General features: G+C 63.0%; 28 protein-coding genes and 1 pseudogene. 3 read left to right on the plus strand and 26 right to left on the minus strand.

The genetic code is table 11. From position 1 onward, the window contains the following. Window positions 1-92: 92 nt before the first annotated feature. The 5 genes from AC5P53_RS08115 to AC5P53_RS08135 form a co-directional block, all read right to left on the minus strand. Window positions 93-632 (minus strand): hypothetical protein, encoded by a 540-nt coding sequence (locus tag AC5P53_RS08115; RefSeq protein WP_401733636.1) that lies wholly within the window; start codon window positions 630-632, stop codon window positions 93-95. Next, window positions 616-1197 (minus strand): type II toxin-antitoxin system MqsA family antitoxin, encoded by a 582-nt coding sequence (locus tag AC5P53_RS08120; protein ID WP_197639741.1) that lies wholly within the window; start codon window positions 1195-1197, stop codon window positions 616-618. The genes AC5P53_RS08115 and AC5P53_RS08120 overlap by 17 nt, the downstream gene beginning before the upstream one ends. After that, entirely contained in the window at window positions 1194-1535 is a 342-nt protein-coding gene (locus AC5P53_RS08125) for a type II toxin-antitoxin system MqsR family toxin (RefSeq protein WP_401733640.1), read from the minus strand. Before AC5P53_RS08125 ends, AC5P53_RS08120 begins: the two co-directional genes overlap by 4 nt. Before the next feature lie 515 nt (window positions 1536-2050). Next, entirely contained in the window at window positions 2051-2494 is a 444-nt protein-coding gene (locus AC5P53_RS08130) for a RidA family protein (RefSeq protein ID WP_197639734.1), read from the minus strand. Window positions 2495-2808: 314 nt separating this feature from the next. Further along, complete coding sequence (locus tag AC5P53_RS08135) at window positions 2809-3741, minus strand: aromatic alcohol reductase (RefSeq protein ID WP_074725417.1); 933 nt, start codon at window positions 3739-3741, stop codon at window positions 2809-2811. 143 nt (window positions 3742-3884) lie between these two features. Between AC5P53_RS08135 and AC5P53_RS08140 the strand changes: the two genes are divergently transcribed. Continuing rightward, entirely contained in the window at window positions 3885-4277 is a 393-nt protein-coding gene (locus AC5P53_RS08140) for a winged helix-turn-helix transcriptional regulator (RefSeq protein ID WP_312581919.1), read from the plus strand. On the opposite strand, the gene AC5P53_RS08145 is transcribed toward AC5P53_RS08140, so the two are convergent. Beyond that, entirely contained in the window at window positions 4271-4771 is a 501-nt protein-coding gene (locus AC5P53_RS08145) for a hypothetical protein (RefSeq protein ID WP_495227243.1), read from the minus strand. The genes AC5P53_RS08140 and AC5P53_RS08145 overlap by 7 nt on opposite strands. Window positions 4772-5242: 471 nt before the next feature. Here AC5P53_RS08145 and AC5P53_RS08150 point away from each other — a divergent pair, with 471 nt between their 5' ends. Beyond that, window positions 5243-5518 carry a hypothetical protein gene (locus AC5P53_RS08150; RefSeq protein ID WP_197620987.1) on the plus strand — a complete coding sequence of 92 codons (276 nt, stop codon included), beginning with the start codon at window positions 5243-5245 and terminating at the stop codon, window positions 5516-5518. Here AC5P53_RS08150 and AC5P53_RS08155 read toward each other — a convergent pair. Further along, on the minus strand, window positions 5515-5964 hold the full coding sequence (locus AC5P53_RS08155) for a BLUF domain-containing protein (RefSeq protein WP_495227244.1): 450 nt from the start codon (window positions 5962-5964) through the stop codon (window positions 5515-5517). The two genes, AC5P53_RS08150 and AC5P53_RS08155, sit on opposite strands and share 4 nt — an antisense overlap. 113 nt (window positions 5965-6077) lie before the next feature. Then, window positions 6078-6245, minus strand: coding sequence for a hypothetical protein (locus tag AC5P53_RS08160; protein WP_167357714.1), 168 nt, complete (start codon window positions 6243-6245; stop codon window positions 6078-6080). 164 nt (window positions 6246-6409) lie between these two features. On the opposite strand from AC5P53_RS08160, the pseudogene AC5P53_RS08165 reads away from it, so the two are divergent. Continuing rightward, a pseudogene (locus AC5P53_RS08165) lies at window positions 6410-7073 on the plus strand (SOS response-associated peptidase). 7 nt (window positions 7074-7080) lie between these two features. Here AC5P53_RS08165 and AC5P53_RS08170 read toward each other — a convergent pair. The 18 genes from AC5P53_RS08170 to AC5P53_RS08255 all read right to left on the minus strand — a co-directional run bounded on the left by AC5P53_RS08170 (window position 7081) and on the right by AC5P53_RS08255 (window position 21257). Continuing rightward, complete coding sequence (locus AC5P53_RS08170; protein WP_495227245.1) at window positions 7081-7743, minus strand: hypothetical protein; 663 nt, start codon at window positions 7741-7743, stop codon at window positions 7081-7083. A gap of 74 nt (window positions 7744-7817) precedes the next feature. Continuing rightward, window positions 7818-8207 (minus strand): hypothetical protein, encoded by a 390-nt coding sequence (locus AC5P53_RS08175; protein ID WP_495227247.1) that lies wholly within the window; start codon window positions 8205-8207, stop codon window positions 7818-7820. Then, window positions 8207-11719: a TipJ family phage tail tip protein gene (locus tag AC5P53_RS08180; protein WP_495227248.1), complete on the minus strand. Its 3513-nt coding sequence runs from the start codon at window positions 11717-11719 to the stop codon at window positions 8207-8209. Before AC5P53_RS08180 ends, AC5P53_RS08175 begins: the two co-directional genes overlap by 1 nt. Continuing rightward, a complete protein-coding gene (locus AC5P53_RS08185) occupies window positions 11716-12333 on the minus strand; it encodes a tail assembly protein (RefSeq protein WP_495227250.1) in 618 nt (205 codons plus the stop codon). Before AC5P53_RS08185 ends, AC5P53_RS08180 begins: the two co-directional genes overlap by 4 nt. Then, window positions 12326-13066, minus strand: a complete 741-nt coding sequence (locus AC5P53_RS08190; RefSeq protein ID WP_495227251.1) for a C40 family peptidase — start codon at window positions 13064-13066, stop codon at window positions 12326-12328. The genes AC5P53_RS08185 and AC5P53_RS08190 overlap by 8 nt, the downstream gene beginning before the upstream one ends. 90 nt (window positions 13067-13156) lie before the next feature. Then, window positions 13157-13849 (minus strand): phage minor tail protein L, encoded by a 693-nt coding sequence (locus AC5P53_RS08195; protein ID WP_495227252.1) that lies wholly within the window; start codon window positions 13847-13849, stop codon window positions 13157-13159. Then, on the minus strand, window positions 13846-14229 hold the full coding sequence (locus tag AC5P53_RS08200) for a hypothetical protein (RefSeq protein ID WP_495227254.1): 384 nt from the start codon (window positions 14227-14229) through the stop codon (window positions 13846-13848). The genes AC5P53_RS08195 and AC5P53_RS08200 overlap by 4 nt, the downstream gene beginning before the upstream one ends. Window positions 14230-14231: 2 nt before the next feature. After that, window positions 14232-14783 (minus strand): hypothetical protein, encoded by a 552-nt coding sequence (locus AC5P53_RS08205; RefSeq protein ID WP_495227256.1) that lies wholly within the window; start codon window positions 14781-14783, stop codon window positions 14232-14234. A gap of 9 nt (window positions 14784-14792) precedes the next feature. Next, entirely contained in the window at window positions 14793-15122 is a 330-nt protein-coding gene (locus AC5P53_RS08210; protein ID WP_495227257.1) for a phage tail protein, read from the minus strand. Further along, window positions 15122-17908, minus strand: a complete 2787-nt coding sequence (locus AC5P53_RS08215; protein WP_495227258.1) for a phage tail tape measure protein — start codon at window positions 17906-17908, stop codon at window positions 15122-15124. The genes AC5P53_RS08210 and AC5P53_RS08215 overlap by 1 nt, the downstream gene beginning before the upstream one ends. Before the next feature lie 2 nt (window positions 17909-17910). Next, window positions 17911-18210: a DUF1799 domain-containing protein gene (locus tag AC5P53_RS08220; RefSeq protein ID WP_262086880.1), complete on the minus strand. Its 300-nt coding sequence runs from the start codon at window positions 18208-18210 to the stop codon at window positions 17911-17913. An 8-nt stretch (window positions 18211-18218) separates the two neighbouring features. Continuing rightward, complete coding sequence (locus AC5P53_RS08225) at window positions 18219-18527, minus strand: phage tail assembly chaperone (RefSeq protein ID WP_262086881.1); 309 nt, start codon at window positions 18525-18527, stop codon at window positions 18219-18221. After that, entirely contained in the window at window positions 18527-19186 is a 660-nt protein-coding gene (locus AC5P53_RS08230) for a phage tail protein (protein ID WP_495227259.1), read from the minus strand. Before AC5P53_RS08230 ends, AC5P53_RS08225 begins: the two co-directional genes overlap by 1 nt. Before the next feature lie 71 nt (window positions 19187-19257). After that, window positions 19258-19614 (minus strand): tail completion protein gp17, encoded by a 357-nt coding sequence (gene gp17 / locus AC5P53_RS08235; protein ID WP_142234528.1) that lies wholly within the window; start codon window positions 19612-19614, stop codon window positions 19258-19260. Then, window positions 19611-20114 (minus strand): HK97 gp10 family phage protein, encoded by a 504-nt coding sequence (locus AC5P53_RS08240; RefSeq protein ID WP_495227261.1) that lies wholly within the window; start codon window positions 20112-20114, stop codon window positions 19611-19613. Before AC5P53_RS08240 ends, gp17 begins: the two co-directional genes overlap by 4 nt. Further along, window positions 20111-20461 carry a head-tail adaptor protein gene (locus tag AC5P53_RS08245; RefSeq protein ID WP_495227262.1) on the minus strand — a complete coding sequence of 117 codons (351 nt, stop codon included), beginning with the start codon at window positions 20459-20461 and terminating at the stop codon, window positions 20111-20113. Before AC5P53_RS08245 ends, AC5P53_RS08240 begins: the two co-directional genes overlap by 4 nt. After that, window positions 20461-20769, minus strand: a complete 309-nt coding sequence (locus tag AC5P53_RS08250) for a head-tail connector protein (RefSeq protein WP_262086888.1) — start codon at window positions 20767-20769, stop codon at window positions 20461-20463. The genes AC5P53_RS08245 and AC5P53_RS08250 overlap by 1 nt, the downstream gene beginning before the upstream one ends. After that, a complete protein-coding gene (locus tag AC5P53_RS08255) occupies window positions 20769-21257 on the minus strand; it encodes a hypothetical protein (protein WP_262086890.1) in 489 nt (162 codons plus the stop codon). Before AC5P53_RS08255 ends, AC5P53_RS08250 begins: the two co-directional genes overlap by 1 nt. Window positions 21258-21295: the final 38 nt, after the last annotated feature.

A 21295-nucleotide genomic window follows, 5' to 3' on the forward strand; every position in this document is an offset into this window, starting at 1 on the left:
TGCGACTGATGCAGCCTTGTCCTCGCTCGCGCCCTGCGGCCAGACGATAGTGGAAGGCCTGCATTATGCAGACTGGATTCCCAAGTTTGACACTATTCAACGGCGCCGATCTTGGCGATCTTCTTCTTTTTAGCTGATCCGCGCCCAGCAAAAAGCGGTACGGCCGGTATGGGCAAGGAGGCCTGTCTAAGAGTAGACAGAACGTGCTCTCTCCAGAACGGCCATACATTATGGACGCAATTAAAATCCACAAACCCCAGAAAATCTTCCTTAGAGGGGTTATCAAGGACGAAGTACTCCACCGCAAAGGTAGCTTCAAGAGTGAAAATTACTTCCTCGTGTGCATCATCATCTTCATGCTCAGCGACGCTGTGCGGGTCGGCCTGAAGAACGGACCGGACGCCCAAATTCACCAGAACTCTAAGAAGCACCGACGACTCATCCTCACCCTCCACGTCCACCTTGAACACATCCGGGGTGGCGCGCTGGAACGACTGTGCGACTAAACGCCCTTTGTGAGCAGAGGGATCATAGCTCCCGTCACGAGACAAGGAGCACGACCAAAGATATATCTCATTAAGCGAGAAATACTCGGTCGGATCGAAATCCGTACGCTTAGACGGCCTCGGCATACATCACATCCTGGGCTTCCCAATTCGCCGCAGCATGCTGCTGCAATCCATGTAGCCCACTCACATAATCCATAATGTTATCGATCCTAACGGCAGCAGCTTTTACATTAGGCACTACTATATCTTCTTGACGCTTCCAGCCCAAGGCATCCAGCTCGCCGGCCTGGGCAAGAAGGAAATTTCTAGCCTCCGCACTTTCATTAAATACTCGCATTAACAAGTCCATAGACTTGCTTTGGACCACCTCTCCACGCTCATACTTAGAAAACGCGTTAACACCACCACCAAGGATCTTCGCGGCTTGCTGCTGACTTATGCGCCAGCGAGTCCTCCACTCCAAGATGCGATCAGAGGTCCACAAGCCATCAGCGCCGCGCTTGGCATCCGCATATATCTTGTCATTCGCCTTGGCCACTTCTGGGAAAACCAACTCCTCCCCACAGCACTCACACTTGGCGAACCCAAGTCCGTGTACGACAAGGCTCTTGCCGTTATAGGAAATTGTTTGACTACCTGTCCCAGGGACCAAAGATCCGACTTCGCAGATAGGGCAAATATCATTCATGGAGCAATAACCTTCTCGGCATGGAAGGAGGTGACAACGACGTGTTGAACGGAAGAAGGTGACGGAATTCGCAATTTTATGTAAACACGACGCATTGTCTTCGTGGCAGGACAATGAATTTTCGCCACGTAGTCGTCCCAGAACTTTCCGTCTTCATACTCAAGCGTCGTGCGATACTCACTCGGATCGAGCCACAGAATGCACTCAATCGCTTGCTCTTTCGTCTCGAAGCCGAGCTCTTGATAGCCTGCTTGCGCATTAGAGGTGAAGATGCACTTGTCGTCTCGCAAGAGATCTTGTATGTCACGCAAGTTGTATAGTGGGCCTTGGGCTGCCACTTTTCAACCATGATGGTTAGTTGGCGCCTCGATTCGAGGCCAATGAGCCGACGGCTTACCCGCGTCAAGCCCATAAAAACCACAATATGTTGTGGTCAGCGCGCCTTTCATCACTATCCCCTGTGTTCGCCGTTCCTTTGCGACGAGCCAACCTAACAGACTGCCACGTGAACGTCTAGAACTTCGTCGCCGCTGGAACCTGCTTAGAGCCTTCACTCCGCGCACCAGTGCATGGAAACAAGGCTAACAGCCTAGACGCGGTTCAGCTCTGAGTCCCGCACCGAAGCCTGGGCGCCGCTACCCAGCGTCGGCAGCGGAGCCTCCAGCATTCCTTCGGTAGCTACGCCATATCCGCGCGTGTCCCGCCCCACCCAAGCCTTGATTGGATCCTTCCGCCCAGGACTTGGTCTCCTTCGGCGGCGGGCGCACGCCGCGGCCCGCACTCCGCCTGCGGCCTCCGGCCTCCGGCGCGGACTTGGCGTATGGGACGCATACGCCCCCATCCGCTCCTGTCTTCAGCTCTGGACTTCTGCCCGGAAGGCAATCTCGATCAGCTGCTCGGGGAAGGCCAGCGCCGAGACCCCAATCAGGTTACTGGCCACCTGCGGCACCGGCTGGCCATACACGGCCGGCCGGACCTTGCCACTTGCGGCGAAGGCCGCCGGCACATCGATGACGAACAGCGTTTCCTCGACCACGTCCGCAAGCGACCCACCCAGCTCTGCCAGCAGCACCTGGGCGTTCTCGTAAGTGCGCCTCATCTGGGCTTCCATGGTGTCGAAGTTGGCGGGCTTGCCGTCAGCCCCCAGCTCCGCCGGCGCGACCAGCTCCCCCTGTGGCGTGTGCGAGAGCTGACCGGACACGAAGATCGTGTTGTTGACGCGGACGGCCTGTACGTACCCGTAGGCCGACTCCCACGGCACTCCGAAGCTGGCGGTCTTGCGATTGCTGGCGCTCATCGTTGCTCTCTCTAGTGAAAGGGCAAGTGTGGCAAGCAATCAGCGGCGACCGCCTCCCCTGAACGGGGGATCAGATTCGAGCGCTGGACAGCTGCTCTCTACCTGCCCTGACCGACGCCTTCATGGGATACCTCGCCCTTGGCTTGATCTCCTTGGGCGGCCGGCGTGGTTCCAGCGCTTCCTTCACCCGCTCCACCTCCTTCGCCCCGGCCTCGGCCAGGCGCCGGGCCTGCTGCAGCTGCGAGGCCACGCCCATGCCATGCCCAAAAGAGAAGGCACCGGATCCCGGTGCCCTTCTTAGAAGCCAGCAACGCCTACGAGGTAGTGAGGTTGGCCCTCATCCAGTCCCTGACGCTTTCCAGCTTCGCTCCGGTCTTGGCATTGAAGGTCTTTTCCATTCCCCAAGATACGCCCCTGCCCTGAGCGAAGGCAGCGCGGTACTTCTTGATCATATTCGAGGGGTCGTCTGCCAGCTCCCGCATCAATCGCGGAACGTCCCACACTGCGAAGTCGAAGGGGCTACCAAAGTGTTCTTCCAACATGGCCGGCAGCGCTTCATACCGAATCGTGTCACCCGCAAGATAGACGATCTCGTTGCGAATCGTGGGTGTATGGAAGACGATCTGAGCGGTCATTGCGCCAATGTCATCCGGTGTGGTGAGCGTCACAGCGTTAGTCGGCGAACCCAAGGCATTCACCCTCTTCCCCTTCAGATCGATGACACCAAATTCGGGCTCGAAAAGATAGCTCGTGAACATCCCGGTGGAAATGACGACCCAGTCCATGGCGGACTGAGAACGCAGATAGTCGCGCACATCGAGCTGGGCATCGAACAGATCCTGCGGACCACCTCGCCCAATTGCGTCGAAGTCCACACCGAACTGCCAAGGGAAGTACCTCGGGATACCCGACTTCACTGCAGCACGCGCAACCTTCATCGGCGTGTCGCGGCCAGCCGCGTAACCCGTGCAGCCAATCACGGTGTCGTACTTGGAGAAAATGGCCGCCAACTCGTCCACAGTGGCAGCCACCAGGTCGCCAGAAACAATGGCCACACCCAGCGAGCGGATTTCATCAACCACAACGCGCTTCTCAGGCAAGTCCGAAGCAATGGAAGCGGATCGGAGCATCACGCTGATGCTTGCGCCGTGCTCCTTTCCTAGACGGGCGAGATTCCGAATAACTGGCATTCCGAGCTCACCGGCACCCAAGACCAGGATCGCGCGGGATTGGATCGGGGTAGACATTCAAACCACCATGTATGTGTACGATGGCGGCGATTCTGCCCCCCCTCCTCATCGCGACGTAAGAAGGCACACCGATGATACCGACCGTACCGTTCATGAGTTCTGACGAGCTCCTGCGGCATTCCCAATCGATATGCGACGGCATGAGCGCGGACGACGACGGCCTTAGGCGTGAGGTTCTTGCGCACGCTGGCAGCCGCTGGTCGCTTGGCATCATTCATGCCTTGGGCGTGTACGGAACACTGCGTCACGCCGATGTTGCGCGGAGGATGAAGGGAATCACCCAGCGCATGCTGACACGCACCCTCCGCCAGCTGGAAAGGGATGGCTTGATCTACCGACACGATTTCCGAGAAGTTCCCCCTCGCGTTGAATACAGCATCACCCCGCTGGGCAAGGACCTTCTAGTTCTGATGATCCCCATGTGGACTTGGGTCGTGCAGCACGCCGAGGAGTTCCGGCACTGCCGCGAGATCTACGACAGCAACCAGGCCTCACTTGTACCTGAATCGCCTCGAGACAACGAGTCTCAATAGCGAGAAATCACCTGTCCTCGTCCCGCCCTGACCCAAGCCTTCATCGGGTCCTTCGCCCTCGGCTTGGTTTCCTTCAGCGGCCGGCGCGGCTCCAGCGCCTCCTTGATTCGTGCCAGTTCCACAGCCCCGGCTTCGGCCAGGCGCCGAGCCTGTTGCTGCTGCTCGCGGGTCGGCGGCAGGCCTGGCAGGGGCGGCGGCGGCTGGGTCGGGGTGCTGTCGGTCAGCCGGGCAACCGCCTGGCGCAGGGGCAGATCGGGATAGAGCCTGGCCGCACACCAGCGCTCGGCGTACCGCTTCGCCTGCCGGACGTTGGCCGCGCGCACTTCCTTCACCTGCCACATCTTCTGGCCTTCCATCCATAACCGGACCCCAGGGCCGCCGTCAGGCGTGACGCTGGCCGTCTCCCGGCCGTTGTACCAAAGCGCCCAGCGCTCGCCGGTCTGGACCCAGCCAGAGGGAATTGGGGCGGTGCGGAAGCCGGCGGAGGAATACATGGCCGGAAGGATACGACCGGCCGTCGCAGATCCTGCGAAGGCACGCCACCGCTCAGCCCGCTGTGATGAAGCGTTCACTTTAGGGCGAGCACAGTACGGTCTCACGGCTCTTCTCCGGCGCAGAATCCTTTGCTCCCGTGTCCAGCCCTCAAGCGGCACGGCTATGCACCCTCCCAACGCTTTCAGGATCCATTCGATCCTGCCGCTGCTTGCTCCCAATGGCGCAATCATCCGATTGGAACAGGTGCGATCAACCTGTAAGAACTGTGGACTCAGGTCGTCGATGACTGAGGGGACAGGCTTTCAAAAGGATCGAACGGGAACCACGCTTACGTGCCCGGCTTGCGGAGCGACAGGATTGATGGACGAAATGGAGATCTGGCATCACTGGCTCGAGCAGTGCCGTCGCGAACGACTCCTGGCGCTGATCGACCCCGAGCGCGATGATCAACTCGATAGCGAGGACCCGAAATGACCGATGGCATCTCCGAACTGATGGACCGCCTCCACTGCTGCGAAGTTGCGATCGAGGTTCACCGCGGCTATCTCAAGGCAATGGAGTATGCGCTGCGGGTTTCTGTCCTGACCCACCCGGCGCCCGAGCAGTTGACCGATACTTGGTTGCGCCTGCTACCCAGCATCGCGGCGAAGCACAAACACGATGGCGGCGTTCTCTTCGCCGCCGCCTTCGAGCAATCGCTGACGGTTCTGACCGAGCAAATAGGCGAGCCAAACGACAGGACCTAGACTGCGATGGCGTACGGCTCTACCACCCCGACCAACAGATCCACGGCAGTCGCATAGGCTGCCTGGTGATCGCCCCGCTGATTGAATCGGGTCCAGTCCGCATGGGCCACACGCCGAAGCTCATCCGATTCAACGGGGAGCCATCTCATCGGCCAGAACGGCAGGCGACGCTGGCCCACCCTGCCCCGCTGCAGCTCCACGATCCCGTTATGGCTCCTTGCGCCCAACACGCGGGAATACGCGACTGACAGTCCATCCTCCGGCCCCTCCAGGTACTGGAGAAAGCGATCGCCATCGAAGAGGAGCACCCCCGTAACTCCAGCGTTACGGTTGAACCGGGCCGCGTCGTCCACAACTTGATCCAGCTTTCCGTTGGACAGGCCCAGCTTGTCGCCGGCGATCGCCTCGCCAGCGCTGCTCACATATACAACCGCCCTGATGGGCATGGCGCACCTCCTTGATGAGCCACGACCCTATCAGCAGCGGGCTCATGCGAGCGTGAGGTCTTTGAATCGTCCTGAACGCGTCAGGTTCGGGTGTTGCTGAATTCGGACCTTCGTCACAAGATGCACGCACCACAAAGCGCAGCATGCGCAAAATTTTCCGGTAGTTCGCAATGCCAGATACAGGCCTTTTTCACGTTATCGATCTCGACGCGGACCGCGACGAGCTGGGCAAGCTGAAGCACGTAAGTGCCATCACCATCCGCTGCAACCAGTGCAGACATGTCACCCATTCAAGCGCTCCGGACCTAGAGACAATGCCGGGAGGAACCCTGCTCGCTTGCGGTGGATGCGGCAAGCGTCAGGCAGTCAGCAACGCCCGCTTGGTCGAATGCGACCAAGTGTTGGGGCCTACGATGCCGTTAGCGATACCGGCCTGAATCGCGCCATGTGCGGCCGATTCGTCCAGCTACCCGTTGTCGACTTTGGCCAGCCGGGGCTGGCTGACCTTGTCCCGGGCCTGGCCGAGATCCAGCCCAGCTACAACCTAGCGCCGACACAGCGCGCCTCGGTGATCCTAGACCGGGGCGAAGGCCGGCAGGTAACCCGGCTGGCGTGGGGCCTGCTTCCGTTCTGGGCCAAGGCAGGGTCTGCAGGGCTCGACCATCAACGCCCGGATCGAGACGGTGGCCACTAAGCCAGCATTCCGGTCGGCGTTCAAGAAGCGCCGCTGCGTCGTTCCCATGGCCGGCTACTACGAGTGGTCGGTGAGTCCGATCGACGAGAAGAAAGATCCCTGGTTCATCCACGCCACAGGGCCGCTGCTGGCCGCTGGCCTGTGGGAGGACACCAGTCCGCTGCTGCCCGACGGCAACCTCGGCACCTTCACCATCATCACTGGCGACAGCAGTGGTGTCTCGGCCGACATCCACGACCGCATGCCGGTGTGGCTGCAGGCCGGCCAGATCGACGAGTGGATGGCCGCCAGCCCGGACGATGCTATGGCCATGCTGTTGGCCAGCGAGCCGCCGGCGATGGAGGCGTACCGCGTCAGCCGCGCGGTGAACATGCCGCAGAACAACCGCGAAGATCTGCTGCAGCCGGTTGCATAGCCGCGGGTCAACCGAACCCCAGCGGAACCTCGGTCAGGTCCACGATGAAGATCGTCGCGTTCTGCGGGCCCATCGTCACACCGCCCACCGGGAAGGTGTTGGTGATCAAGGTCTGTTGAGTTACCTGCAAACGCGAGAGGAAGATCCGGTTGTCGCTGGTCATGTGGAAATGGTCGGCATTCATGGTGCACCGATCCTGTGACTGCGAGAAGTAGTAGAAGCGCGGCGACGGGATGGCAATGCCGATCTTCGTCCCTGGGAAGAACTGGCCAATCTCTACGGGGGGGCCAAGGACCGTTGGCAGCGCCACCACCTGGAGCACCCGCAGACCCTTGCGTCGGGAGTCGTAGAAGACCGTGCCGTCTTCGCCACGCATGCGCAGACCAACCGGTCCACTGCCCGCACGCTCGGTGGCATTGAACGTGTAGTACTCCAGCGTCTTGTTCGGCGCTTGGTTGGAAGCGTAGACGAAACACGTCACACCGGTCTGAACCAGAGTGAATCCCGTTGTAGTCGCCACGCTGTCGTTGATGTAGCGGCAGACATGGAGGTTCGTTGTCCCGTTCGTTGAAGCCAGGACCCCGCTCGGCGACCACAAGGCAGACGGCGGCGAGCCGCCGGTCCCGCCGCCGGAGAAAGTTCCGGTGTTGAGCGTCCCTGACTTGGCCAACTGTAGATTCCGATAGCCAGCCCCAATCTGGATCTGCCCGGTTCCCTGGTTCCGTACGCGTAGTCCGACGGCCATCAGCTGTATACCCCGTAATGAAGGGTGATGCCGCCGACGGTGTCCGTCGTGGGCTTGCTCGGGAACATCTCCATCCTGACGTGGTAGTTCACCACGTCAGGGTCCCAGCTCCAGTTGATGCTGTTCCCCGAGATGGTCACCGAAGGAACCAGCATTCCGTACACCGATCGTTGGCCCTCGCAGGTGAAGTAGTAGAAGGGCTCACCGCCTAAAAAGTCATTGACGATGAGCCCTCCATTTGCCTCCGGCGGCGCTACCCACTTGTTGTTGGAGTTGACCGGGTTGTAGAGCGGGAACCTGTACGACCCGATGATCTTGCTCAGACGTGTGGTGACCGTAGTCTCCACATACCCGCTCTCGCTCCTCACCCGCAGCCCCACATCGGCCATTACAGCAGCACTCCAAGTTCGACGGCCGGGTTGCCGTTCGGGTAGTAGATGTAGACGCCCTGGTTGGTGATGTTCAGGCGATATCCGCCGGCCACCATGCCGTTGAACTGGAACCCACCGCCGGCAGCCTTGTCGATCCTCCAGCCGGTCTGGCCAGCGACGTAGTCATCGGACTGGATGGCCCCACTGATCTTCGCGTTGGTGATCGCGGCATCGGCGATATTGGCGCTGGTGATCCACGCGGTGCCGATCAGGGCCTGGTTGATGAAGGTCTGGCCGCCCTGGATCACGAACGGCGAGGTCAGCTGCCCGTTGACCAGGTTGACGAACGCGAAGCGGTCGGCAGTAAACAGCACCTGGCTCTGGTAGCTGCCATCCGGCTGGTTCTCGATGCCGATGCCCATGCCAGCTGCGTAGTACTGGCCGTTGGCTGCAATCTGCAGCTTCAGGCTGTACGAGGCGCTGATCTGTCCGTCCAAGTCGACCAGAGCCTGCGAGGTAGCCTGCACCATCGCCCGGGTCTCGCCTACCGCTGCCTCGGTGGTATCCACACGCCGGCCCAGCGCGTAGTCGCCGCTGGCGATGACCGTCAGCGTGGTGATCGTGCCGGCAAACGCGTCCTCATCGCCCGCGTTCCAGTCCCCATCGCCGGCGTGCTCCGCGCTGTATTGCGCCACCAGGCCATCTACGCGGTTGCCCACCGCCGTGACCTTGCCGTCCACCTCCGTAACATCCAGCTCCAGCTGATCGATCCGCCCGGCCAACGCACCGGCCTCGGCCACCGCATCACCGACGCTCTTCCACTTCGTGCCCGGGGGCTCCTCGTTGCCGGGCGCGGCGTCGGTCCACAACCAGATCTTGCCGTTGTGCACCACCGTCTGGCCCGATTCGTACGTGGCATCTGCGGCCCAGATCAACGGCGCGATACTGCTGATGCTCTCGATCTCCGACAGCAGCTCCCGCCCCAGCGCGCTCTTGTTGATGAGGCCAGAGAAATAGGCGTCGTACTCGGTCACGTCGGTGCTCGACTCGCCCACGACACCAGCGCCAGCGGGATACCACGGCCCGATGTTGCCGCTGCGGTCCACCAACCGACCCCAGAAGTAGAACTTCGCGCCGGCGGCCAGGCCATCGAGCCGGTGCCGGTTCTGGGGATAGGCGAAATCGCCCAGCTTCGTCGCGTTCTCCAGGTTCGGGCCGGCGCTGCGCCAGATCTCGGTGCGTTCGGTGTCGGTTGCCCCGGGCGGGAACGCCCAGGCCAGCTGGATGCCGAACACCACTGACGCTGCCGTCAGTGAGGTCAGCGCCGGCGGCGGCTCCGTCTTCCCCTGAATGTCGGTGAGGACGCTGAGGGCCGGCTGCGACACCGCATTGAGCGTATTCACGGCACGCACCCGGGCCAGGTACTTGCCCGCATAGACCCCGCGCACCTCCACGCTAGCCGTGCCCACGCGCCCCACACGCACCCAGTTCAGATCATCCCGGCGCCATTCCACGTCGTAGGCAATCGCCTTGTCGGCCGCGTCCCATTCAATGGTCAGCACCGGCGTGGCAATGCCCTGGTCGATCACCACATGTGAGGACAGGCGCACGTTCGCCGGCGGCGGCTGCACGCTGGGCGGTACGATGCTGATTGGCGGCGGCTCCAGCCGGGTGCCGTCATCGATGGCCGCGAACTTGTCCGGGCGGTGCTGCAGCGCGGTGACGCGATAGGTCAGCCCATCTTCCTCGGTGATGCTGATCACCCGGAACTGCTGCATCACCAGGTCGGTCGACTCCGTCGCCCAGATCGACTGCACCACCGGGATCGCGCTCCAAGGCGCAGAGACGGTCACCACGCGCGTCTCCGGGTTGACCGCGCTGATGGTGCGGGCCTCGGTCTTCCCGCCCGGCAGCGCCGCCCGCAGGAGATCCCCGGCCTGCATCGAGGGCGGCACCACATCCAGGGTAAGGCTGCTCGCCGCGGCCGCGCTGATGCGGCCGGAGTTGCGCCGCCCCGCGCGCTTCGCATCGGCGACCTGGATCACGTCACCGGGCATGCAGTTCAGGGCATCGAGACCCACGGCGAAGTTGACGGTCTCCGTCTCCAGATTCTCGCTGTAGAGGATGTGCAGCCCCACGCGCTGGGCCTGCGACTTGGAGTGGCAGCCGAAAGCCGTCACCTCGATCTGGTTCACGCCGTAGCGTGCAATCCCTTCCTGCAGCTGGACCGGTTCGACCTTCTGCCGGCCGAAGTCGTCCGGGTCGGACCAGGAAACCAACGCCACCGTGTGCCGTGCCTTGCTGCCGCTGCCGGTGTACGTGAACTTCCCGTCGACCACGTTGGCCTGGCTGTAGGTATAGACCGGGTCCTTCGGCATGTCGGCCGAGGCCATGATCTGCCCCGCCGCGTAGAAGCTGATGCCGCGGAACATGCTGGCCATGTCCTGCAGCACCTTGTGGGCCGACTCCCGGGTCTGCAGGTACAGGCTGCAGGTGAAGCGCGGCTCCATGCCGCCCATGCCGTCGCTGACCAGCTGATCGCAGTACTGCGCAATCTCGTACAGGCGCCACTTGTTGACCCAGTCCAGCGGGATTCGGTCGCCCAGACCGAAACGGTCGTTGGTGACCATGTCGAAGAACACCCACGCCGGGTTGTTCGTCCAGGCCGACTTGAAGGTGCCATCCCACACCCCGCTGTAGGTACGCGCGATCGGGTCGTAGTTGCTGGGCACGCGGATGATCCGGCCCCAGATGCGGTAGGCCGTGGTCGGCTTGCCCTGGAACTGGCTGCCGTCGATCTGGATCGCGGCCAGTGCGCAGTTCGGGTAGCGCAGCTTCACGTCGATGATCTCCGTCATGGAGATCACGTTCACGGTGTCGGCGACGGTGGAGCTGTTCGCGTTCGGTGTAAGGCGGCGGATCCGCGCCTGCCACTGATTGCCCGGCGGCAGGTCGATGCGGTGGCTGCGCTGGTACTCGGTGGTGGTCTTGCCGCGGAAGGCGTTGCTCAGCACCGTGGTGAAGGCGCCGCCGTCAGTGGACAGATCGATGGCGTACTCGACGGCATAGCCCTCGGTGTCACCGTTCTCGGTGTTCTGCCTTTGCAGGGCGGGAACACCAAACCGGATCCGAACCGCAGACAGATCCTGCCCGGAGGCTGCTCGCACCACCGGTGTGTCGCGCAGCTCGACGCCGACGCCGATCTCGTTCTCGACCGACGGGAAGCCTGGGATGTACTCCTGGTCCTGCGTGCCCGAGCGCGTCTCGACCTTCACGCCGTTGAAGTTGAAGCTGCCGTCGCTGTTCTGGATCGGCACCTCATTGAGGTAGATGGACTGGTTGCCGGCCACCAGACCCCGGATCTCGCCCTCGCTGACCAGGTCCAGCACCTTGGCATAGGAGATCGAGTGCAGGCTGTCCGGGGTCTCCACCGGCGTGCGGGCGTTGGTGCTGCTCTTGCCGCCTGCGCCGACAACGTCCGCACACGCGCTGGCCAGCGGATCGTGTTGATAGCTGACGGCTCGGTTCACTGCTGGTCCTCCGCGTAGATGCCGCCGCTGATCACCACGGATCCGACGACCATCCCCTTTGTGTCGTGGCCGCCGTAGGCGACGGGCACTGGGTTGCCTTGGGCCTGCACGTTCACAGGCCCGTTCATGCTGTAGTTCGGCGTGTTCTCGGCGGCCTCCTTCGTCCCTAGGCCACGGGGCTGGGGCGACAGCATCTGCGCCACGCCGCCGATGGCCAGACTCCAGCCGGCCGCGCCGACAGCGCCCCAGAACTTGGCCGCTGCGGCGCCGGCGCCCGGACCGCCGTAGATGGAGGCCACCACGATCAGGGCCACACCGACGATGGTCTGCAGGGCGCCCCCACGTTTGGCGCCGACCAGCACCGGTGCAATGCGGATATCGTCGGCACCCGGGGGATCGTGCAGCTGCGCCTTGCTCAGGTTCTCCCGCCCGATGAACACGGCAAACTCGATGCCCTGGTCCTTGCAGCCTGTCAGGAACTGCCGGAAGCCGGGCAGCAGGATGCCGAGCGCGAAAATGGCCTCGGCCGGGCTGTTCACCGCCAGCTGGAACTTGCGGCCAAAGCGAGCGCCGAGGCGGCCGTACAGCCGGACAGTACGCAGGCGATCAGTCATGGCCGGCCTCCTTGTGACGGACGATGTAGCGAGTGCGCTCGGCCCAGATGCCGCCGTAGACCACCGTTTCAGACAAGCGGCCGTGCATGTGGTGCAACATCTTCCCGCCGCCCAAGTAGACGCCGGCGTGATTCGGCACCGGTGAGCGGATCTGCATCAGGATCATGTCGCCGCGGCGGGGCACGCCCTGGATGACCGCGAAGCCCTCCGCCTGCAGCCGGTCCAGGCTGTAGAGGTCCTGGCCCTTCTCCCACCAGTCGTCTTCCCGCTCGTACTGGCTGAGCTGAATACCCAGCTCGCGGGCGTAGAAATCACGCACCAGGCTGTAGCAATCCAGCACGCCGTGGGCGAACTGCCGGCCCACCAGCGGCGCCTCGTAGCCGCAGGGCACTATGGTCTGCAGGTCGCCACATTCGGGATCAGCTCCAACGCACTGCCCCACGCTCACGATGTGCCACGGCAGGCCGCTGGCCTCGCACATGATGCGGTCGGCATCAGAGGCAGCCGCAGACGCGTTCGGGTGGCTGTGCACGACGGCCAGCACCTCGCCGCTGTCCTCGGCGTCGGCAAAGTCCTCTGCCGGCAGCCGGAAGTGCTCGCTGGGAGTTGTAGCCAGATTGCGGCACGGGACGTATATCTCCCCATCGCAGCCGGCCACGATGAGGCCGCAGCACTCGCGCGGGTAGTCGGCCATGGCATGCGCCTGGATGGCCTGCAGGGTGCTCTGTTGCATGGATCTCGCCCATAGAAAAGGCCCGCGCCTGGCGAGCCCTGTGGTGCTGCTGGTGCAGCGCGAATGGTCTGGAGCTTGGGTATGGGGGCGTCAGGTCCGCAGCAGGCCGGCGGCGGGGAATCCACCGTGCGGAATCGGCTTGTCCTGGCCGAACCGCAGTTGACAGCTTCGGACCAGGCCGGCGCACACGTCCCTGGCCGGGTCGTCGACCGGCTGGTCGTTGATATCGAAGTAGGCCGAGCCGGTGTAGCCGCAGTAGGGACCGCGATAGCCCCCGTGCAGCAGCGCACTGCAGATCCTCGTGCATTGCCGGGCGGGAAGCTCCCGCCCGTTGAAGTCGGCCACCGTGGTCAGCTCGAACTCGACCGTTTCGTCGTCCTCGCCCACCTTGCGCTCGATGTACCAGATTTCATCCGGGAAGTGTTCGCCCGGATCAGCCAACGGGTTCCCCTCGGGGAAGTTGGCCGCGTCCAGGTACTTCACCAGCGTCTGCCGGCGGATCAGCTTGGCGCCGGCCAGGTCCTGGAACATGCGGCACAGAGCGCCGATCCGGCCGTCGATGTTGCTGACCCTAAGCCGCGGGTTGGGCTGCTGCTCGCTGGTGCGCTCGAAGCCGGTAGCGATGATCGGCCATGGCCCATATTCCTGGCCCTGCCACCAGATCACCCCCGACTGCAGGTGCTGGTGAAACCAGAGCTGATCTGCACCGAAGCTGGTGCAGTCCAGTTCATAGACCGTGACGCGGCCGCCTGGCTCGAGCTGCTGGGCATCTGCGGTGATCATGCCGCATCGACCTCCGCATCCTCGGTTTGTTCGACCTCCGGAACGTCAACGACGACACGTACCGTCAGCAAGTAGACAATGTCCCTTGCCTCTCCGGTCGCCGGATCGGTACACGTGTAGAGCACCGCACCCGCCTCCTGCTGGATGGCCAGACGGATGGTCTGTTCGTCGTTCTCGTCACGGTATACGCTCGCGCGCCACCCGGTGGCCGGTTTGATCCCCGGACCAGCTACCCGATACACACCAGTCGCAACACGAGCGCACGCGATGCCCAATGCATCAAACGAGCAACCGATGCTTGTGCCAGGAGCATGGTCTCCATCGAGCACGATCCCGCCATCAGGCTGGATGTTGAAAGCTGCAGTGCAGATGGGCTCCATGTTCAGGCTCTCTTGATGAAGTTGTTGGCATCCACCGTCGTGTTTCCCGCGTGCCACAAGGCACTGCCCCTGAAGGTGACAGCCGTTCGGGTGATCGTAAGCACCTGGACGTAGGCCGAATTGAAGAAGTCGCCGTCCTTCAACCAGACTTGGCATTGGGACTCGAATCCGTTGGGCCCCGTAGGGACCAGGAAAACACCGGCCAGATCGCTGTTGCTGGCGTTGTAGGACAGGGTGAGCTTGGCTCCGAAATCGCTCGTAGCATTCGCATTGTGGAAAAAGTTGGCGCGACGAACTGCCGTTCCTCCACCTCGCATGACGAGCGTCCCCGTCATCGCGCCGGCTTCACCTCCAGCCTTCGGAACGGCCGCCGCCGCTGCGGAACCAGCATTGGTCGCCTTCGTGTCCGCGGTGGCCGCAGCTGTGGCGACAGTATTGATCCGACCATCGAGGTACGCGTCGTTATCGTTGACCTTCCCGAAGGCGATCCTGGCTGGATCGCCCTTCTTGCCGTTCGGCTGGACTGTATCGATATTGATTGGCTGAAGTGCCATGTTCTCTCCTTACGGCTGGAAAGTCTGTTCGAAGGTGGCCGTGACGCTGTAGGTCAGGCCACCAAGGTGGGAGTCGGTGTAGGTGTCGCAGTAGTAGAGGCCCGTTCCCCACGGGGCGGCCCACCAGAAGGACATGCCGGCGTGTGCATCGAGGAAGGCAATGATCTCGGTGATCACCGCCTTGGGCGCAACGAAGCTCACCTGGTACTTTCTGGCAACGGAATTGATGCCCTCCGCGACCTGCTGGGTGTAACCATCCCCGAACTTTGCACGCCTCACCGACGCAGTCGCTGATCCGCTGCTCTGGCTGGTGGCTTTCCAACTGAATGTGTCGGTCATCAACCTTTCCCCATCACCCTCATAGCGCCGCCGTCCTTCATGGACCGGAGCTGCGCATCGTTGATCTTCATGTCGATCAGCTGCCCGATCTCCTTGCCGAACTGCTGCCACATCGGGGTGTCGGCTGACACATCGGTCGATCCGTCGCTGTTCACCACGACGTTCACGTTCACCTGTGACGACCCTGAGCCGCCGCCATGTGCAGCGACGCCCAGGCGACCATCTGGTCCACGCTGCAGAGGCATGATGGCCTCCGGCCCGGCCTCACCGAACACGCCCGCTCCCTTCGCGAAGGCGAAAAGCTGCGGGGAGCTGTAGACGCCGCCGGAATACGCCGACAGGCTTGGCGATGTGTAGACACCACCGTTCGCATTGCGGCCAATGTTCGCGAGAAGGTCGGAGTTGATCTGCTGCGTTCCACTGGTAGCCGCGGCGTTCCCCGCAGCAGTGACCCCACCGCCCCAGGCACTGGCGATCATCCCGGCAATGCCGACGATGGCCTGCTTTGCGGCAATACGTGCTAGGTCGGCAATGATCGAGTTGGCCAGGTCGCGGAACGACAGCTTCCCGGTCATGGCGAACTGAACCAGCGCGTCTTCCGCGCCCTGGAATGCGTTCGTGAGCGCGGAATGGGCCTGGCCAGCCGCGTTGTTCGCCTCCGTGGCGTAATCCTCGAAGGCGGCTCGGGTGCCGTTGCGCCAGTCTCCCATCGCGGCAAGCCGGCGGGCTTGGTAGTCCATCTCCAACTGCAACTGCTCGTCCCTGTGCCTAGCCGCATTCGCCGCCAGCTGGTCCCACTGGTCCTGATCGGTGGCCACCTTTCGGTCGCCCAAGCGCTTCAGTTCGTCCTCGTACTCCCGTTGCACGTCCATCTGCCGGCGCAACTGGGCGACCGCGTCCTGGCCACGGCCGTAGCTCATCAAGTCCAGCTCATTACCCCGACGCCGTGACTCGGTCTGCTGGTCGAAGATGGCCTGCTGGCGGGTTAGCGCCTCCAAGGTCTTCTTCTGCTTATCCTTGGCCTCCACCAGGTCGCCGGTCGTCTTCAGCTCCTCCAGCATCGTCCCGATGCGCTTCCGATCCGCTTCGGGAATCTTGGACCCCAGCCTGTCCAGTTCTTCCAGCACCTGCACCCGCAGGCGCTGGCTGACAGTGAGCTTCTCCTCGCTGCCTGACTGCTCTTTGTTCAGAGCTACCTGCTGCTGAATTCTGGCAACGATAGACGTGGCCGGGTTTGTTTTGGAGCCACCACCGCGGCGCGCTTCTGCCTCAGCGAACTGCTTCCGCGACGCTGCGACTTCCCGGTCGATATCAGCCTGGTCCTTGCCGAGCTTCTTGCCCAGGGCGACGATCTGCGCCTCTTCGGCGAGCTGCTTCTGGCGCTTGGACAGGTTCTGCCCGGCCAGACGATCCCATTCCTGTTGGTCCTTCTTCCGCTGCTCTAGGCGCTTCCGCTCCCCAGCGCTGTCGATCGATTCCTCTGCGCCATTGCCGTAGATCCCTGCCATCGTGACGGTGGGCTTGGGGCCAAGGCCCCAGTACCGCTCGGCGAAGTCATTCGCCGCGCCAAGCAACCCACCCGCGAGCTTTGCCTGGCCTGCTATCGGGGTGAAGAATGATGCCGTCTCCGCCACCGCACCTCGTTTCACCCCCGTGGTGCGCGTGAGGAGGCGATCAGTGAGATCGATGTACCGCCCGAGCTCACTGAAGGCCGATGAGGTGTCGTCCTTTACTGCCTTCCACCACTGGCTGACGCCCGAAAGGGACTCACGCGCCTTTGCAGAAACATCTCCAAGGCTGGCGTGATAGATCCGGATCGCCTCCGTTACCGCCTCTTGCTGCCTCCCTTCTTCTTGAAGCGCGGTCACCCGGTCCAGTTGCGCGCGCGTGAGGAAGTGCTCGGCCTCGTTCAGCTTTAGCAGGCCTTCTACCGGGTCCTTCGCCAGCTCCTTGAACTTGTCGATGGTGGAGTCGATGCTCTGACCAGTCGCTCCTTCCATTTCGGCCGCTGATTCCGACACCAAGCGGAACTGTTCGCCAGTGAACCGGCCCGATGCGGCAACCTGAGTCAGCGCCGCCAGGGCCTTGCCCCGTGTTACACCGCCAAGGTTGTCCATCTGCCGAGCGAGCGCCGCAATCTGCTCGGCACTGGTTCCGGCATAGTTTCCGGTCGTGATCAGCGCCAGTTCCGCCTGCCGCTGCGCCTCTCCGACCTGATACCAAGCCACGCCAAGCGCTGCAGTCGCCGCGGCTGCGGCTGTGAGCGGGTTGATCATCGACAGCAGCTGCGACGCCAAGGCGGCGGCCGCTGGCCGGATGCCGCCGAACATGTCCTTGAGCTGTCCGCCCTGCTGCAGGAAGACAGTCAGCGGGTTCTGCCCACCCTGCAGGCTCACAGCAATGTCGGTGATCTGCGCGGGCACGCCGCGCATTGCCGCTGCCTGCTGGGCCGCGCTGACACCGTATGCATTCAGCTCCTTTCCGGAGCGCTTGGCCGCAGCTTCAGCGCGGGCCAACTTCTGTACGATCTCATCCAGCACCGGCCCACTCGTGCGCAAGGCGGCGTTGTAGGCCAACTGCTGGGACCGGGTCATGCCCAGGGTGTCCGCCTGGCGCACCAGCGTATCGACGCGCGAGCGCTCAGCGCGCGACAGCTGCTGATACTGCTGCTGTGCGCTGCCCGACATGTCGGCGACACCGCGCTTTGCTGCGGTGATCGCACTGTCGAACTGCTGCGTATCGACGACCAGGTCGATTCGAGCCGCGCCAATTGATTGGTCGGTCATGGTCAGCCCTTGCTAATTTCGGTTAGGGCAGCGCCCTCAATGATGCGTATCGCGGCCATCACCTCGGCCCGGCGATCACCGGTCAACCCTTCGCGGTCCAGCTCCTGGAACACGACGTTGTAGTCCAGCCCAAACGGACCTCCGGCGCTTGCACGCCACTGGGTGGAGACCCGCGAGAAGATCTCGATAGGCAGCGAACACTCGGGCCACAGCTGCACGTCCGGCGGCTGGTAGTGCTTCGCTTTGAGGCCGACCTGGGCAAGCTCGGCCTCGGTGGGGGCGCGCCAGTACAGCGCCCCCACCGCCTCGATCAGTTTCCCTTGCGGGCCACTTGGATCGCCTGCGCGTAGCCGGTGATGATCACTGCATCCAGGCCGATCTGCTGCTGCAGGGCCTCATCCACGCCGGCGGTATCCAGCGACACGTCCGCATCCCATTCCGCCACCATGTCCAGGATCGCTTGAGCCGGCGTGATCTCCTGCCCCGCCAGGCGCTGCAGGAGCGCCGTGTACGCCTCCTGTGTCAGGTGCCGATAGATCAGGTTGAGCTTCTGCTCGCGGCCGTGGCCGACGATGGTCAACGATGCCTTGAAGGTCTCCGGGGCCTTTACCTTGAACATCAGGCGCCCTCCACCAGGATCGAATCGGCCAAGGCCGTGAACGTCGCGGTGGTGCCCATCGGGGTATTCGCGGTCATGGTCGGGTCACCGTCGTAGCTCAGGTAGCCATACCAGTACAGAACGTCACCGCCGGCAAGCTTGGCCCGCAGCACGACCGGCTCGCCCTTGGCGTCGACCGTCTTCAACGCCGGATACCAGGGCTTGGACGGGTCGTAGTAGAGCGGGATGGTGATGGTCTTGGCGTTCTTGAAGGTCGGGATCTGGATCTGGCGGCCGGTCGGGTCCTCCAGCAGTGTCCCGCTCCAGTACTGCTGTTCTCCGCCGGCGGTGGTCGGATCGCCCTGCTGGTCCAGGTCGATGAAGGCGGCCACCTTGCGCAGCGAGCCGGCGCCGCTGGTGCCCGGGTACAGGGTGGTATCGGTGGTGTCGGTGCCGAGCAATTCGATTGCACCGGTGGATTCGGCGCCAGCGCGGGTCGTGCGGTTGTTCAGGGCCGGCCAACCCGGGATCTCCAGCACCACCACGTCGTCGGTGTCGACTGCATCGGCAGCAATGCTCGCCAATGCCGGCGCCGCCTTGGAGATGCCGGTGGTTGCGATCTTGGTGGCCAGCACCGGCGCGAAGCCGAACTGGGTGCCCTTCGGGAGCTTGAGTGCCATGTTTTGTCTTCCTCTGGTTGAAAACGAAAAGCCCGGCGCATGGCCGGGCTGATACGGGGTTGGTGGGCCACTTACGGGTCAGGGAACCAGAGCCCGAAATCGAGACGGGCGCCGTATGCCTTGATGGGCGCCTCGTACATGGCGACTGCGGCGCCATAGGGCTCGGAATGTGGAACGCCGGTACAGATCACATCCTCAATACGACGGATCAGCGTGTTGGCCTCGGGCCTGGACTTGGACCATATGGTGATCTGCACCCGCGCATGCTTGTGGTCCGGCATTGATCCTTCGAGGAACCACAGGGCCTGGCCTCCAACCTGCTGATAGAGCGCAAACGGGAAGACCGGCTGGTCTGGCGGAACGTCGGGATAGAAGCGCCCCTGTACCAAGGGTGCAATCAGGGCATGGAGAGACGGTTCGTAGCTCATCCGCTGCCTCCTAGCGCCTCTCGCAACAATTCGGGAAGCCGCTCCCTACCCCTTTCCACCATCGCCGCCTGCGCGCGCGCCAGGGACGCCTCGTAGCCTGGCCGCACGAAGGGCTTGGCCGGAACCCACTTGGGCTGCGCCAGCGGCGCACCCAGCGTCCAGGAGCCGTCCTTGTCCTTATAGACCGCGTGCGTTTGCCAGTGCCCGAACTCGATCAGGTGTCCGTGGGGCGCCTTCTTGGCGTTCCAGGAAATCGAGTACATCTGCCGGCTGTCGGTGGATCTGCCATCGCGGTAAGCCAGGTAGACCGCATCGCGCAGACTGCCCGGGCGCAGGCTTCCACCCTCCTCCGCGCCCACCGGTGCACGCAACCTCACTTCATCCCGAATGACCTGGCCACCGGCAACTCCCATGGAACGTGCGAGGCTGACGCGGGAGTCCAGAAGTGCCTCCAAACCCTTCACCGCGTCGGAGAAGTCAACGTTCGCCTTGATGCTCATCCGCTGTTCCCTCCCTCCTCGGTAACGATGAAGGCGCGATCCTTGCTGTTCAGGTCACGAGTGATCCCCTTCACCTCAAACACCAAGCCATCGAAGAGGATCCGCATCGTTGCATCGATCCCCAGCGCCCTCACGGTCTGATACCTGGCCATGAAGCTGTATCGGGAGATCGATGCCGGGACGCCGCCTTGGAGGCCGGCGCGAATTGCTCCGACACCGGTTTCTCCGGCAACGCTGACCATGATCTCGTCGACCAGCTCCCATCCTTGGGCTGGTTGACCCCAGTCATCCGTTCCTGACGCCGGGCGCTCCACCCGGACCTTTCGATTGAGCAAGCCGGCGCGCATCAGAATGTCTTCCTATACCAGAGGAGTCGCTCGACGCCGAACTGCACCTCAGTGGATACCTCGCCGACCACAATCGCCTCACGGTTGGCGACCCAATGCCCCACCAGCAGAAGTGCAGCCTGCAACACGTCTGGCGACAGCTTCATCTCATCCGGGCCGGCAGGCTCACCCTCGACCAGCCTCCGGTCGCAGTGCTGCTCGATGTGCGCCAGCGCGGCTGCCACGTACTGCTGCAGCAGGGCGTCGTCCACGTCGGCAACGATGTTGCACTGCTTGCGCACCAATTCCAGGTCGAGGGTGACGGCCATCAGGCGGGATCCTTCTTCTGGGCTTCGGCCAGAACTGCTGCCAGGCGATCAGCACCCCAGCGGCGGTCGAACTCGACGCCGGCGGCCTCGAGCTGCTGGATCAAGAGCGCCTTCTTGTCGGCACCGCCCTGGTCGGAAGTGGTCGGCGCGCCAGAGGCTGCGCCGCCGGTGACGGGTTCGGCCGGACCGGCACCGCCGGACGCTTCACCATCGCCAGACTGGTTGCCTGCAGCGTCGGTCGCTCCTTCAGTACTGGAGGTTTCGACCCCACCGCCGCCCTCGCCCGTCTTCAGTTCGCTGGGTCGGGCCGGTTTCGTCTCCTGGGGTGCAGCACCTTCGTGAACTTGTACCACCAGACCCTTGCCGACCAGCGCGTGCCCGTATTCCGGATCCACGCCGTCGAATACGTCGCCAGCCTTCACATCGGCGGACTCGGCATTAAGCTTCGGGGCGTCGCCGCGGAAGCCCCATTCGGCTTTGATCTTCATGTTCCTGCTCCGTATAGAAAGAGAGAGGCCGGCACGTG

Source organism: Stenotrophomonas sp. YJH_SMC_82 (assembly GCF_059368875.1).

Excerpts from the sequence above, each read along its gene's own strand:
- AC5P53_RS08115 (WP_401733636.1), bottom strand. The coding sequence starts at position 632 with ATGCCGAGGCCGTCTAAGCGTACGGATTTCGATCCGACCGAGTATTTC.
- AC5P53_RS08120 (WP_197639741.1), bottom strand. The coding sequence starts at position 1,197 with ATGAATGATATTTGCCCTATCTGCGAAGTCGGATCTTTGGTCCCTGGG.
- AC5P53_RS08130 (WP_197639734.1), bottom strand. The coding sequence starts at position 2,494 with ATGAGCGCCAGCAATCGCAAGACCGCCAGCTTCGGAGTGCCGTGGGAG.
- AC5P53_RS08135 (WP_074725417.1), bottom strand. The coding sequence starts at position 3,741 with ATGTCTACCCCGATCCAATCCCGCGCGATCCTGGTCTTGGGTGCCGGT.
- AC5P53_RS08140 (WP_312581919.1), top strand. The coding sequence starts at position 3,885 with ATGAGCGCGGACGACGACGGCCTTAGGCGTGAGGTTCTTGCGCACGCT.
- AC5P53_RS08145 (WP_495227243.1), bottom strand. The coding sequence starts at position 4,771 with ATGTATTCCTCCGCCGGCTTCCGCACCGCCCCAATTCCCTCTGGCTGG.
- AC5P53_RS08150 (WP_197620987.1), top strand. The coding sequence starts at position 5,243 with ATGACCGATGGCATCTCCGAACTGATGGACCGCCTCCACTGCTGCGAA.
- AC5P53_RS08155 (WP_495227244.1), bottom strand. The coding sequence starts at position 5,964 with ATGCCCATCAGGGCGGTTGTATATGTGAGCAGCGCTGGCGAGGCGATC.
- AC5P53_RS08160 (WP_167357714.1), bottom strand. The coding sequence starts at position 6,245 with ATGTCTGCACTGGTTGCAGCGGATGGTGATGGCACTTACGTGCTTCAG.
- AC5P53_RS08175 (WP_495227247.1), bottom strand. The coding sequence starts at position 8,207 with ATGGCCGATGTGGGGCTGCGGGTGAGGAGCGAGAGCGGGTATGTGGAG.
- AC5P53_RS08185 (WP_495227250.1), bottom strand. The coding sequence starts at position 12,333 with ATGACTGATCGCCTGCGTACTGTCCGGCTGTACGGCCGCCTCGGCGCT.
- AC5P53_RS08190 (WP_495227251.1), bottom strand. The coding sequence starts at position 13,066 with ATGCAACAGAGCACCCTGCAGGCCATCCAGGCGCATGCCATGGCCGAC.
- AC5P53_RS08195 (WP_495227252.1), bottom strand. The coding sequence starts at position 13,849 with ATGATCACCGCAGATGCCCAGCAGCTCGAGCCAGGCGGCCGCGTCACG.
- AC5P53_RS08200 (WP_495227254.1), bottom strand. The coding sequence starts at position 14,229 with ATGGAGCCCATCTGCACTGCAGCTTTCAACATCCAGCCTGATGGCGGG.
- AC5P53_RS08205 (WP_495227256.1), bottom strand. The coding sequence starts at position 14,783 with ATGGCACTTCAGCCAATCAATATCGATACAGTCCAGCCGAACGGCAAG.
- AC5P53_RS08210 (WP_495227257.1), bottom strand. The coding sequence starts at position 15,122 with ATGACCGACACATTCAGTTGGAAAGCCACCAGCCAGAGCAGCGGATCA.
- AC5P53_RS08215 (WP_495227258.1), bottom strand. The coding sequence starts at position 17,908 with ATGACCGACCAATCAATTGGCGCGGCTCGAATCGACCTGGTCGTCGAT.
- AC5P53_RS08225 (WP_262086881.1), bottom strand. The coding sequence starts at position 18,527 with ATGTTCAAGGTAAAGGCCCCGGAGACCTTCAAGGCATCGTTGACCATC.
- AC5P53_RS08230 (WP_495227259.1), bottom strand. The coding sequence starts at position 19,186 with ATGGCACTCAAGCTCCCGAAGGGCACCCAGTTCGGCTTCGCGCCGGTG.
- gp17 (WP_142234528.1), bottom strand. The coding sequence starts at position 19,614 with ATGAGCTACGAACCGTCTCTCCATGCCCTGATTGCACCCTTGGTACAG.
- AC5P53_RS08240 (WP_495227261.1), bottom strand. The coding sequence starts at position 20,114 with ATGAGCATCAAGGCGAACGTTGACTTCTCCGACGCGGTGAAGGGTTTG.
- AC5P53_RS08245 (WP_495227262.1), bottom strand. The coding sequence starts at position 20,461 with ATGCGCGCCGGCTTGCTCAATCGAAAGGTCCGGGTGGAGCGCCCGGCG.
- AC5P53_RS08250 (WP_262086888.1), bottom strand. The coding sequence starts at position 20,769 with ATGGCCGTCACCCTCGACCTGGAATTGGTGCGCAAGCAGTGCAACATC.
- AC5P53_RS08255 (WP_262086890.1), bottom strand. The coding sequence starts at position 21,257 with ATGAAGATCAAAGCCGAATGGGGCTTCCGCGGCGACGCCCCGAAGCTT.